Origin of the sequence: Actinomadura chibensis NBRC 106107 (assembly GCF_001552135.1) — a bacterium.
Classification (GTDB): Bacteria; Actinomycetota; Actinomycetes; order Streptosporangiales; family Streptosporangiaceae; genus Spirillospora; species Spirillospora chibensis.
The window spans coordinates 1-11,264 of sequence record NZ_BCQP01000106.1 but is presented as its reverse complement, the minus strand read 5'-3'; the positions used below and the strand labels follow the sequence as shown (position 1 = coordinate 11,264).

Below are 11,264 nucleotides of genomic sequence, written 5' to 3'. Positions count from 1 at the left end.
AACACCGGCCAAGGCAACACCGAGCACGACGCCGCCGACCTTGGCGAGGGCTTCATCGACCTGTGGCGGCCCAACCCACTACCGACCCGTCCGGGGACGGGGGCGAACCGATGACGGCCATGCTCACCACCCTCACCGCTCATGCGCTCGGCGTCCAGGCGAGCGACCCCGTCGGCAGGGACGAGGCGCGCGAGATGGCCCGCCGCGAACTGGAGAAGCAGGTCTACCAGCGGGACAAGCCGTCCTGGCTGGAGCGCGTGTGGGACGACTTCGCCGAGTGGCTGCAGCACCTGTTCACCCAGTCCCCGGGCCCCGATTCGCGGGGAAGCGGCGCCGGTTGGGTGTCGATAGCCGTCATCGTGGCCATCGTCCTGGTCGTGGTGGCGCTCGGTCTGTGGTTGATGAAGGGACGCCGCAACCCGCGCTCCCGCACCGACCCCCTGCTGGACGACGTGCCGTCCAGGGCGGTCGACCACCGGGCCGCGGCGGAGGGTCACGCGGCGTCCGGGCAGTGGGCCGAGGCCATCCGCGAACGCCTCCGGGCGATCGCCCGCGACCTGGAGGAGCGTGCGGTCCTGGCGGCGCGCCCCGGACGCACCGCCGACGAACTGGCGGCCGAGGCGGGCGAGGCCGTGCCCGCCCTGGCGGACGACCTGCGCGCGGCCGTGCTCGTCTTCGACGACGTCTGGTACGGCGACCGTCCCGCCACGGCCGAGGGGTACGCGCGGGTCAAGGACGTGGACGAACGGCTCCGGGCGGCGAAACCCAAACCGCTTGAGGCGGACGACCTCGCCCCCGCCGGAGCCGGTGACGAGGAGGGCCCGCGATGGTGACGCAGACCGCGTCCCAGACTCCGTCCCAGAGCGCGCAGGGGCCCGCGGAGCCGTCCGCCCGGCAGGTGGCCGGACGGCGCTGGCGCTCCGCGCGCGGCGTCGTGGCGGCGCTGCTCGCCATGGTGGTGGTGGCGGTGATCCTGGCGGCGCTCCGCCCGTCGACGTCCCCGCAGGCGCTCGACCCCACCTCCCCCAAGCCGGACGGCGGCCGCGCCCTGGCGGAGATCCTCCGGCAGCACGGCACGCAGGTGACCGTCGCGAGGCACGCGGGCGACGCCCTCAACGCCGCCAGTCCGGGGACGGTCATCGTCGTGACCCGCACCGAGCGGCTCACCGACGAGGATCTCAGCCGACTGAGCAACGCCTCAGCGAGCCTGCTGCTCGTCCAGCCCACGTCGTTCGCCCTGGCGGCGCTGGCCCCGCAGGTGCGCCGCGACGGCCCCTCCTTCGAGGCGGCCGACACCCCGGGCTGCCCCCTGCAGGCGGCGACGCTCGCGGGTGCCGTCTCCCTGCACGAGTCGGAGACGTACAAGGTGACCGGCCCCGGCCTCCAGTGCTACGGGACGGAGTACGGCGGCCCGCGCCTCGTCCAGGTGCAGAACGGCGCGTACCCCGTCACGGTGCTCGGTTCCGCCGCGCCGCTGACCAACCGGAGGCTCACCGAGGAGGGCAACGCCGCGCTGTCCATGAACCTGGCGGCGGGCTCGGGTTCCTCGGTCGTCTGGCTGATCCCCGACCTGCCCAAGTCGGGTTCGGGGGCCGGGCAGAAGTCTCTCGGCGACCTCCTCCCGTTCGGCACCAAGCTGTTCTTCCTCGAACTGATCGTCGCGGTGCTGCTGGTGGCGCTGTGGCGGGCGCGCAGGCTCGGACCGGTCGTGGCGGAGGCGCTGCCGGTCGTCGTCCGGTCCGCGGAGACCGTGGAGGGGCGCGCGCGCCTCTACCGCGCCGGGCACGCCCGCGACCGCGCCTCCGACGCGCTGCGCTCCGGCGCCCGCGAACGACTCGTCCCGCTGCTCGGCCTCCCCCGCAGCCATGCGCAGGACCCCTCCGCCGCGCGCGAGATCGTCACGGCGGTCGCCCGCCGGACGCCCTACGACGAGACGTACGTCGGCGCGGCCCTGTACGGTCCCCATCCCTTGGACGACGCCGGGCTCATCGCGCTCAGCGACGTCCTCGACGACCTGGAAAGGCAGGTACGCCAGTCTTGAACCACCCAGTAGAGCTCGGGAAGGGCGCCGAGAGCGACACCCCGCCGGGCGGGCTCTCCGAGGAGGCGCGGCGGCAGGCCGAGACGGCCCGCGCGGCGCTGACGGCGCTGCGCGGCGAGGTCGCCAAGACGGTCGTCGGCCAGGACTCCGTCGTCACCGGTCTGGTCATCGCGCTGCTCTGCCGCGGCCACGTGCTGCTGGAGGGGGTCCCCGGCACGGCCAAGACGCTGCTCATCAAGACGCTGTCGCGGGCCCTCGACCTCGACTTCAAGCGCGTCCAGTTCACCCCCGACCTGATGCCGGGCGACGTCACCGGGTCGCTCGTGTACGACAACCGGACGTCGGAGTTCGAGTTCCGCGAGGGTCCCGTCTTCACCAACCTCCTGCTCGCCGACGAGATCAACCGGACGCCGCCGAAGACGCAGGCGTCGCTCCTGGAGGCCATGGAGGAACGTCAGGTCTCCGTGGAGGGGTCCGCGCGCGCTCTGCCCGACCCGTTCGTGGTGTGCGCGACGCAGAACCCGATCGAGTACGAGGGCACCTACCCCCTGCCGGAGGCCCAGCTCGACCGGTTCCTGGTCAAGCTCACCGTGCCCGTCCCCACGCGGGACGAAGAGATCGCCATGCTCCAGCGGCACGCGGCCGGGTTCGACCCGCGGGACCTGTCGGAGGTGCGGCCGGTCGCTGGTGCGGCCGAACTCGCCGCAGGGCGGGCCGCTGTCCGGGCCGTCCACCTGGACCAGTTGGTCGCCGCGTACGTGGTCGACCTGTGCCGGGCGACGCGCCAGTCGCCCTCGCTCCAGCTCGGGGTGTCGCCGCGTGGCGCGACGGCGCTGCTGGCGACGTCCCGCGCGTGGGCGTGGCTGTCCGGCCGCGACTACGTGACGCCGGACGACGTGAAGGCCCTGGCCCGGCCGACGCTGCGGCACCGCGTCCAGCTGCGTCCCGAGGCGGAGCTGGAGGGCGCGACCGCGGACGGCGTGCTGGAGGGCATCCTGTCCCACGTCCCCGCCCCGCGCTGATGGCGCTGACCGGGCGCCTCGGGCTGCTGGCCCTGCTCGGCGCGATCGTCCCGCTGTTCGTGCCGGAGTGGCGGGCGCTGTTCGCCGTGTGGGGCGCGCTGCTGCTCGGCGTCGTCGTCGACCTGGCCCTGGCGGGGAACGTGCGCGCGCTGCGCTTCCACCGCGCGGGCGACACCAACGTCCGGCTCGGGGAGTCGGCCCAGGTCTCCCTCATCGTGGAGAACCTCGGACGGCGCCGCCTCAAGGCCCGCCTGCGGGACGTGTGGCCGCCCAGCGCGGGGGCCACGCCGCGCATGGTCAAGGTGGACGTGCCCGCGGGGGAACGGCGCCGCGTGGAGATGACGCTGACGCCGACGCGGCGCGGCGACCGCAAGGCCGTGACCGTCGTCGTCCGGTCCGTCGGGCCGCTCGGGCTGGCCGCGCGGCAGCTCTCCCGCGCCGCGCCCTGGACGGTCCGCGCGCTGCCCGCGTTCCCGTCCCGCCGCCACCTCCCGGCCAAGCTCGCGCGGCTGCGGGAGCTCACCGGCGCGCATGTCGCCCTCATCCGCGGGCAGGGCACCGAGTTCGACTCCCTGCGCGAGTACGTGGACGGCGACGACGTCCGCTCCATCGACTGGCGGGCCACCGCGCGCCGCAACGACATCGTGGTGCGCACATGGCGCCCTGAGCGCGACCGGCGGATCTACCTCGTCCTCGACACCGGCCGCACGTCCGCGGGGCGCGTCGGTGACATTCCCCGGCTCGACTGCTCGATGGACGCCGCGCTGCTGCTCGGCGCCCTCGCGTCCAGGGCGGGCGACCGCGTCGACCTGCTCGCCTACGACCGGCGCGTCCGTACCCGGGTCGAGGGCGCGTCCCGGACGGATCTGCTGCCCGCGATGGTGCACGCCATGGCGCCCCTGGAGCCGGAGCTGATCGAGAGCGACGCGGCCGGGATGGTGTCGACGCTGATGGCGCGCGTCCGGCAGCGGTGCCTGGTCGTCCTGCTCACCGAGCTGAACACGGCCGCGTTCGAAGAGGGCCTCCTCCCGCTGCTGCCGCAGCTCACCGCCCGGCACCTCGTCATGATCGCGGCGGTGTCCGACCCGAGGGTGGGCGAGATGGCGGCCGGACGGGGCGACCTCGCGTCCGTGTACGACGCGGCCGCCGCAGAGCGCGCGCGGGCCGAACGCCGCCACCTCACCGCCGAACTACGCGGTCACGGTGTCGAGGTAGTAGACGCCCCACCAGACGAGATAGCCCCCGCCCTGGCCGACGCCTACCTGGCCCTAAAAGCCGCCGGACGCCTCTGACGAACACCCCTGAGCAAACACGCCTCAGGACGGACGCCTCCGAGCGGACGCCCTAGCCGAATGCCTTTGGGCGCCTCCGAGCGAACGCCCTAGACGAACGCCTTGGGGCACCTCCGAGTGGACGCCCCTAGACGAACGCCTTTGGGCGCCTCCGAGCGGACGCACCTGGACGAACGCCCTTTGGGGTGCCTCTGAGTTCGCGCCTCTGGGCTTGTTGGGTGGGGAGGAGTGTTGTGGGGGGTCAGCCTGCTACTGGGGCGAGGTCGGGGCGGAGGTCGGAGTCGCCGGTTTCGCCTTGGCGGACGGCGCGGCGGCCCAGCACGATCACGTAGGAGAGGAAGGCGACCTCGGCTACGACTCCGATGGAGATGCGCAGCCAGGTGGTGTGCACCCAGCCGGTGACGAATCCTTCGATGAGGCCGGAGACGAGCAGGACGGCGATCAGTCCGAGGGCGATGCTGATGGCGGCGCGTCCCTCCTCGGCCAGGGCCTGCCCGCGTCGGCGGCGGCCGGGGTCGATGATGGTCCAGCCCAGTTTGAGGCCACCGGCGCACGCCAGGTAGACGGCGGTGAGCTCCAGCAGTCCGTGCGGCAGGATCAGCCCGAAGAACACGTCGCCCTTGCCGTAGGCGAACATCAGCCCACCGGTCAGACCGAGGTTGACCTGGTTCACCAGCAGCACGTAGACGGTGGGAATGGCGAGCAGGATGCCGAATGTGAGCGCGATGGCCGACACCCACGCGTTGTTGACCCAGACCTGGAACGCGAACGACGACGCGGAGTGCTCGGTGTAGTAGTTCGCGAAGTCGTGGTCGACCAGTTCACGGATCTCGTCCGGTGTCGCGATGCTCGCCTGGACCTCGGGATTGTGCACGACCCAGATGGCCAGGGCGAGCGCCAGCAGATTGCCGAGGACGGCGTTGCCGAGCCACCACCACCGCATCCTGTACGCGGCCGCCGGGAAGGACACGGTGGCGAAGCGGGTGACGTCGCGCCAGAGCGGCGCCTGCGCCCCGGCGACCGCCGCCCTGCCCCGTGCCACGAGGGACGACAGCCGTCCGACGAGCTGGGGGTCGGGCGAGCTGGAACGGACGACGGACAGGTGCGTCGCGGTCCGCTGGTAGAGCTCGACCAGTTCGTCGGCCTCCGCGCCGGACAGCCTGCGACTGCGGTTGATGAGCCACTCAAGGCGCTGCCATTCCGCATTGTGCGCGGCAACATAGGCGTCGACGTCCACCCGGGGAGACTAACGCTTCGTCCCACCGAACGCGTTGTCCCGCCGAACCGGCAAAATGGACCGGACCCTGATGGCCACCCTTGGAGGATCAGGACATGGCCGAACTCGTCACCGGCGAGGCCGTCGCGCTCGACATCCGTGTCGCGCGGCTGGCCAGCCGTGGCTGCGCCATACTGCTCGACCTGCTCTTCCAGACGATGCTGCTGTATTTCGCGGTGTACGTCACGGCGATGACGTCGCTCGTGGCCGACGACGCGTGGACGGTGGGCCTGACCCTGCTCGTGACGGTCGCCGTCCTGGTCGGGTACCCCTGCGTGTTCGAGACGCTGACCCGCGGACGGACGCTCGGCAAGATGGCCGTGGGGCTCAGGGTCGTCGCGGACGACGGCGGGCCCATCCGCTTCAGGCAGGCGCTCGTGCGCGCGTTGGCGGGGGTCATCGAGTTCTGGCTCTTCTACGGTTCGCCCGCGCTCATCACCTCGTTCTGCAACCGGCGGGGCAAGCGCCTTGGGGACCTGTTCGCGGGGACGATCGTCATCCAGGAGCGGGTACCCGCGTCGGCGCTGTTCTTCGGGCCCGTGGCCGTGATGCCGCCGCAGCTCGCCTGGTGGGGGCGCTCCTTGGAGCTGTCGATGCTCTCGGACGAACTCGCCATGACGGCCCGCCAGTACCTCACGCGCTTCTGGGAGCTGCTCCCCGAGACGCGCGACTCGCTGGGGCAGCGGATAGCGACCCAGGTCGTCGCCGTGGTGAGCCCCCCGCCGCCGCCGGGGGTACGGCCGGAGATCCTGCTGTCGGCGGTCCTCGCCGAGCGGCGGCACCGGGAGGAGTGGAGGCTCGCCCAGCGCAGGGCGCAGCGGATGCGGCGGTTCGGCTGGACGTCCTGGCAGCCCGCCGCCGCACCGGCCATGGCGATGGCGGGGCCGCCGCCGTCCGGGCCGATCACGGCCGGGCCTCCGGCGCCGCCGCCGTTCAGCGCGCCGCGGCCGGGGCAGCCGCAGTTCCTGCCGCCGTCCGACTACGGCGCCGGGCCGTACCAGGGCGTCCTGCACGGGCCTCATCCGCCCGCTCGCGGCCCCTACCCGCCCGGCCCCCACCCGGATTCGACCATGCCGCCCGGCGGCCCGTACGCGCCCGCTGGGCCGCGGCCGCCCGCCCCTCCGCCGCAGGACCCATGGCAGCAGGGATATCCGCCGCCAGGCCAATACCCACCACCAGGCCAATACCCGCACGGCCAATACCCGCAAGGACGCTGAGCCAGCCCGCCGGGTCTACTCCCCGAAAACGGTCACGTGCGCAGGTTCGGCGGGGAATCCAGCTCGGTCAATTCCACGCCCGGCGCGCCGACCACCACGTCGCCCGCCAAATGGACGGTCTCGACCTCTCCCGTGGCCAGGTCCGCGACGTCGTACCGCGACACCGGGAGCGGCTCGGTCTCCGTTTCGTACGTGGACGTCTCGCCCCGGCTCCACCGCCACGTGACGGTCAGCGGCGAAAGCGACGGCCCGCTCAACCGGACGAGCCGGACGGTGGTCTGCGCCCCTTCCGCCAACCCCAGTGAATGGGCGGCGGCGACGAGGAACGCGGGCGAGTCGAAGAGGAAACCGGACGCCAGTTCGGCGTGCTCGGTCCCCGTTTCCTCAGCGGCGCCCGCCGTTTCCCCGGAGGCGCGCACCCACGCGACATGAGCGCCCGTGACGCCGCCCCGCAGCCACCACGTCGGGGTGACGATCTCGACGCGGACCTGCCGCCAGCGCGCGTCCACGACCAGGTCGGTCCGGACGCCGTCGGAGCGCCGCGAGACATAGCGCCAGCCGCCAGGCCCCGGCGCGCACTGGAAATGCTCCTCGGCGTCCTCGTTCATGAGGAGATACGTCCCGGACGGCACCGTTCACGACCCCAGGCGCCAGGAATGCAGATAGTCCTCCTGCTCGGAGGTCAACTCGTCGATCGACACCGACATGGACGCCAGCTTCAGCCGCGCCACTTCCGTGTCTATCTCCTTCGGAACGTCGTGGACGGCGGGCGCCAATCCCGAATGCGCGGTCGCGAGCCACGCGCAGGTGAGCGCCTGATCGGCGAACGACATGTCCATCACCGCCGCCGGATGCCCTTCCGCGGCCGCCAGATTGACGAGCCGCCCCTCGGCGAGCAGGACGAGGCGCCGCCCGTCCGCGAGGACGTACTCGTCCGTCTGCGGCCGTATCCCGCGATGCACCTCGACCGCCATTTCGCCCAGCGCCCGGACGTCGATCTCCACGTCGAAGTGCCCGGAGTTCGCGAGGATCGCGCCGTCCTTCATCACCGCCAAGTGGTCGCCGTTCACGACGTCACGATTCCCCGTGACGGTGATGAACACATCGCCCTCGGCGGCCGCCTCCGCCATCGGCTGGACGGCGAACCCCTGCAAAGCCGCGTCCAATGCCTTGACCGGGTCGATTTCGGTGACGACGACACGCGCGCCCAGCCCGCGGGCCCGTTCGGCCAGTCCCCGCCCGCAATAGCCGAATCCCGCGATGACGATCGTCTTGCCGGCGAGCAGGGTATTGGTCGCGCGGACGATCCCGTCCAAAGTCGACTGGCCCGTCCCGTACCGGTTGTCGAACATGTGCTTGGTGTCGGTGTCGTTCACCGCGACCATCGGGAAACGGAGCGCGCCCTCGCGCGCCATCTGGTGGAGCCGGATGACGCCGGTCGTCGTCTGCTCGCATCCGGCCTTGACCGTGCCGAGCAGATCCGTGCGGTCGATGTGCAGCGTGTTGACCAGGTCGCAGCCGTCGTCCAGGACGAGGTCGGGCCCGGTCTCCAACGCCTGGTGAATGTGCGCGTAATAGCCTTCGCGGTCGATTCCCGCGCGGGCGAACACCTCCGCGCCGTACTCCTCGACCAGCGCGGCGGCCGTGTCGTCCTGCGTGGACAGAGGATTGGACGACGCGAGCGCCACGCTCGCGCCGCCCGCCTGAAGGGTCCGGATGAGCCCGGCCGTCTCGGTCGTGATGTGCATGCACGCCGCGACCTTGAAGCCGTCCAATGGGCGCTCCTCGGCGAACCTTTCCCGGATCTGCCGCAGAACGGGCATGCTCCGGTCGGCCCACTCGATGCGCTTGACGCCTTCATAGGCGAGCGCCCCACCCGCGATATCGCTCATCAACACCTTCAAGAAGCGACTGCCGGACGGGACGAGCCCCGCCCGGCAGTTACCTACCTACCGCAATGAAATCAGTACCTGTAGTGGTCCGGCTTGTAGGGGCCCTCCACGTGGACGCCGATGTAGGCGGCCTGCTCCTTGGTGAGCTCGGTGAGCTTCACGCCGAGCGCGTCGAGGTGGAGGCGGGCGACCTTCTCGTCCAGGTGCTTCGGCAGGACGTACACGCCGACCGGGTACTCCTCGGTCTTGGTGAAGAGCTCGATCTGCGCGATGACCTGGTTGGTGAACGAGTTCGACATCACGAACGACGGGTGGCCGGTGGCGCAGCCGAGGTTCATGAGGCGGCCCTCGGCGAGGACGATGATGGAGTGGCCGTCCGCGAACCGCCACTCGTGCACCTGCGGCTTGATCTCGATCTTCTCGATGCCGGGGAGCTTGGCGAGCCCGGCCATGTCGATCTCGTTGTCGAAGTGCCCGATGTTGGACACGATCGCCTGGTGCTTCATCCGGCTCATGTGCGCGGCCGTGATGATGTTGAAGTTGCCGGTGGTGGTGACGAAGATGTCGGCGGTCTCGACGACGTCGTCCAGCGTCGTGACCTGGAAGCCGTCCATCGCGGCCTGCAGCGCGCAGATCGGGTCGATCTCGGTGACGATCACGCGGGCGCCCTGGCCGCGCAGCGCGTCGGCGCAGCCCTTGCCGACGTCGCCGTAGCCGCACACGACCGCGACCTTGCCGCCGATCAGCACGTCGGTGGCGCGGTTCAGGCCGTCGATCACGCTGTGCCGGCAGCCGTACTTGTTGTCGAACTTCGACTTGGTCACCGAGTCGTTGACGTTGATCGCCGGGAAGGCGAGGGTGCCGGCCTTCGCCATCTCGTACAGGCGGTGGACGCCGGTCGTGGTCTCCTCGGTGACGCCCTTGACCGCGGCGGCGGTCTCCGTCCAGCGGCCCGGCTTCTCGGCGATGGTGCGGCGGAGGGTGTCGAGGATGATGCCCCACTCCTCCGGGTCGTCCTCGGACGCGGTCGGGACCGCGCCCGCCTTCTCGTACTCGGCGCCCTTGTGGACGAGCAGGGTCGCGTCGCCGCCGTCGTCCAGGATCATGTTGGGGCTGCCACCGTCCGGCCAGCGGAGCGCCTGGTCGGTGCACCACCAGTACTCTTCGAGCGTCTCGCCCTTCCAGGCGAACACCGGGACGCCCTTCGGGTCGTCCTGCGTGCCGTCCTTGCCGACGACGACCGCGGCGGCCGCGTGGTCCTGGGTGGAGAAGATGTTGCAGGACACCCAGCGGACGTCGGCGCCGAGCTCCACCAGCGTCTCGATCAGGACGGCGGTCTGGATCGTCATGTGCAGCGAGCCCATGATCCGGGCGCCGCGCAGCGGCTTGGCGGCGGAGTACTCCTCGCGCACCGCCATCAGGCCCGGCATCTCGTGCTCGGCGAGCCGGATCTCCCGGCGCCCGAAGTCGGCCAGCGAAAGGTCGGCGACCTTGTAGTCCATGCTTTCGTTGCTCCTTGGTCCGCGGATGGCGGGTCGGTACCCGAGGTACGCGGGTACGCGAGGTACGCGAGAGGTCGACGCCCGGACGTGCTCCGGGGCGACGCCGCGAGTCTAAGGGGGCGGGACGCCGGGAGGCACGGTCGGAGGCGACTTTCTGACACGAATTTGTCAGAATCGCTTCATGCGCATCACGGAGGCCGCCCGGCGGCTCGGCACCTCGCCCCGAATGCTCCGCTACCGGGAGGCCCTCGGGCTGCTGCCCGTCACCCGGGAGGCGGCGCTCGCGCGGCGCGGCGGCGGGCACCGCCGGTTCGGGGACGCCGAGCTGCGCGCCGTCGCGCTCGCCCTCGCGCTGGAGAAGCGCTACGACATCGGCCCCGCCGAGCTGGCGTTCGGGCTGCGCGTCCTCGCCGAGCCGCAGGTCCAGGCGCACGTGCGGGAGCTGGGCGAGCGCATCGGACGGCTGTCCGCGCCGCCGACCCGCGCGCTCGACTTCGAGAAGGAGAAGGCGATGCGGCTGCTGCGCCGGAGGTGACGGCCCGGCATCGCCGCCGAGACCGGCGAATCAGGACCGATCACGGTGTTTCCGAACGAGCCCGGCGCGACTCTCGTAACCGCTACGATCCGCCCGGTAACCGGACGGGAAGGGCGGCTCATGCGCTCCATGGTCTACGGGGTGCTCGGCATCATCCTCGGCATCGGCCTGTTCGTGGGCGGTGCCGCGTCGAGCGGCGACGACGACGTGAAATGCGGCGGCAGGACGATGTCGCCCGGCGACACCTGCACGACCATCCGGGGCGGCGACTCCACGGAACGCACCTACGACGAGCAGAAGTCCAAGAACGGCCGCGAGGGCGTCGTCATGATGATCGTCGGGCCGCTGGTGGCGCTCGGCGGCGTGGTGCTGCTCGCCGGGTCGTCCGCCGGACGGCGCCGCCGCGCCCGCGCCGCCTACGGCGCCTACGGCGGCCCCGCGCCCCACCCCAACGCCGCGCACGGCCACCCCGGCCCGCACCCGCCAA

At 71.8% G+C, this 11,264-nt stretch carries 11 protein-coding genes; 7 read left to right on the top strand and 4 right to left on the bottom strand.

The features are described 5' to 3' along the window. Positions 1–110: 110 nt before the first annotated feature. The 4 genes from ACH01S_RS41275 to ACH01S_RS41260 all read left to right on the top strand — a co-directional run bounded on the left by ACH01S_RS41275 (position 111) and on the right by ACH01S_RS41260 (position 4,355). Positions 111–833, top strand: coding sequence for a DUF4129 domain-containing protein (locus tag ACH01S_RS41275; RefSeq protein ID WP_246236418.1), 723 nt, complete (start codon positions 111–113; stop codon positions 831–833). Next, the gene (locus tag ACH01S_RS41270; protein ID WP_067905721.1) at positions 827–2,041 is read left to right on the top strand and encodes a DUF4350 domain-containing protein; all 1,215 of its coding nucleotides are present in this window, start codon (positions 827–829) and stop codon (positions 2,039–2,041) included. Before ACH01S_RS41275 ends, ACH01S_RS41270 begins: the two co-directional genes overlap by 7 nt. A 98-nt stretch (positions 2,042–2,139) precedes the next feature. Continuing rightward, a complete protein-coding gene (locus ACH01S_RS41265) occupies positions 2,140–3,063 on the top strand; it encodes an AAA family ATPase (RefSeq protein WP_246236542.1) in 924 nt (307 codons plus the stop codon). Continuing rightward, positions 3,063–4,355, top strand: coding sequence for a DUF58 domain-containing protein (locus ACH01S_RS41260; protein ID WP_067905717.1), 1,293 nt, complete (start codon positions 3,063–3,065; stop codon positions 4,353–4,355). Before ACH01S_RS41265 ends, ACH01S_RS41260 begins: the two co-directional genes overlap by 1 nt. A gap of 241 nt (positions 4,356–4,596) precedes the next feature. Here the strand turns inward: ACH01S_RS41260 and ACH01S_RS41255 are convergent, their stop codons facing one another. Then, positions 4,597–5,592: a stage II sporulation protein M gene (locus ACH01S_RS41255; protein WP_067905715.1), complete on the bottom strand. Its 996-nt coding sequence runs from the start codon at positions 5,590–5,592 to the stop codon at positions 4,597–4,599. Positions 5,593–5,687: 95 nt separating this feature from the next. On the opposite strand from ACH01S_RS41255, the gene ACH01S_RS41250 reads away from it, so the two are divergent. After that, complete coding sequence (locus ACH01S_RS41250; RefSeq protein ID WP_148344075.1) at positions 5,688–6,848, top strand: RDD family protein; 1,161 nt, start codon at positions 5,688–5,690, stop codon at positions 6,846–6,848. Between the two features lie 32 nt (positions 6,849–6,880). Here the strand turns inward: ACH01S_RS41250 and ACH01S_RS41245 are convergent, their stop codons facing one another. The 3 genes from ACH01S_RS41245 to ahcY (ACH01S_RS41235) all read right to left on the bottom strand — a co-directional run bounded on the left by ACH01S_RS41245 (position 6,881) and on the right by ahcY (ACH01S_RS41235) (position 10,242). Continuing rightward, complete coding sequence (locus ACH01S_RS41245; protein WP_067905713.1) at positions 6,881–7,456, bottom strand: hypothetical protein; 576 nt, start codon at positions 7,454–7,456, stop codon at positions 6,881–6,883. Between the two features lie 27 nt (positions 7,457–7,483). After that, positions 7,484–8,740, bottom strand: coding sequence for an adenosylhomocysteinase (gene ahcY, locus ACH01S_RS41240; protein ID WP_067905712.1), 1,257 nt, complete (start codon positions 8,738–8,740; stop codon positions 7,484–7,486). 71 nt (positions 8,741–8,811) lie between these two features. Continuing rightward, positions 8,812–10,242 carry an adenosylhomocysteinase gene (ahcY, locus tag ACH01S_RS41235; protein WP_067905710.1) on the bottom strand — a complete coding sequence of 477 codons (1,431 nt, stop codon included), beginning with the start codon at positions 10,240–10,242 and terminating at the stop codon, positions 8,812–8,814. Between the two features lie 181 nt (positions 10,243–10,423). Between ahcY (ACH01S_RS41235) and ACH01S_RS41230 the strand changes: the two genes are divergently transcribed. Both ACH01S_RS41230 and ACH01S_RS41225 read left to right on the top strand, forming a co-directional pair. Further along, the gene (locus tag ACH01S_RS41230; RefSeq protein WP_067905708.1) at positions 10,424–10,777 is read left to right on the top strand and encodes a MerR family transcriptional regulator; all 354 of its coding nucleotides are present in this window, start codon (positions 10,424–10,426) and stop codon (positions 10,775–10,777) included. A gap of 120 nt (positions 10,778–10,897) precedes the next feature. Further along, positions 10,898–11,264, top strand: a 367-nt coding sequence (locus tag ACH01S_RS41225; protein ID WP_218010580.1) for a hypothetical protein, incomplete at its 3' end; no start/stop codon positions are given.

Excerpts from the sequence above, each read along its gene's own strand:
- ACH01S_RS41275 (WP_246236418.1), top strand. The coding sequence starts at position 111 with ATGACGGCCATGCTCACCACCCTCACCGCTCATGCGCTCGGCGTCCAG.
- ACH01S_RS41270 (WP_067905721.1), top strand. The coding sequence starts at position 827 with ATGGTGACGCAGACCGCGTCCCAGACTCCGTCCCAGAGCGCGCAGGGG.
- ACH01S_RS41260 (WP_067905717.1), top strand. The coding sequence starts at position 3,063 with ATGGCGCTGACCGGGCGCCTCGGGCTGCTGGCCCTGCTCGGCGCGATC.
- ACH01S_RS41250 (WP_148344075.1), top strand. The coding sequence starts at position 5,688 with ATGGCCGAACTCGTCACCGGCGAGGCCGTCGCGCTCGACATCCGTGTC.
- ACH01S_RS41245 (WP_067905713.1), bottom strand. The coding sequence starts at position 7,456 with ATGAACGAGGACGCCGAGGAGCATTTCCAGTGCGCGCCGGGGCCTGGC.
- ahcY (WP_067905712.1), bottom strand. The coding sequence starts at position 8,740 with ATGAGCGATATCGCGGGTGGGGCGCTCGCCTATGAAGGCGTCAAGCGC.
- ahcY (WP_067905710.1), bottom strand. The coding sequence starts at position 10,242 with ATGGACTACAAGGTCGCCGACCTTTCGCTGGCCGACTTCGGGCGCCGG.
- ACH01S_RS41230 (WP_067905708.1), top strand. The coding sequence starts at position 10,424 with ATGCGCATCACGGAGGCCGCCCGGCGGCTCGGCACCTCGCCCCGAATG.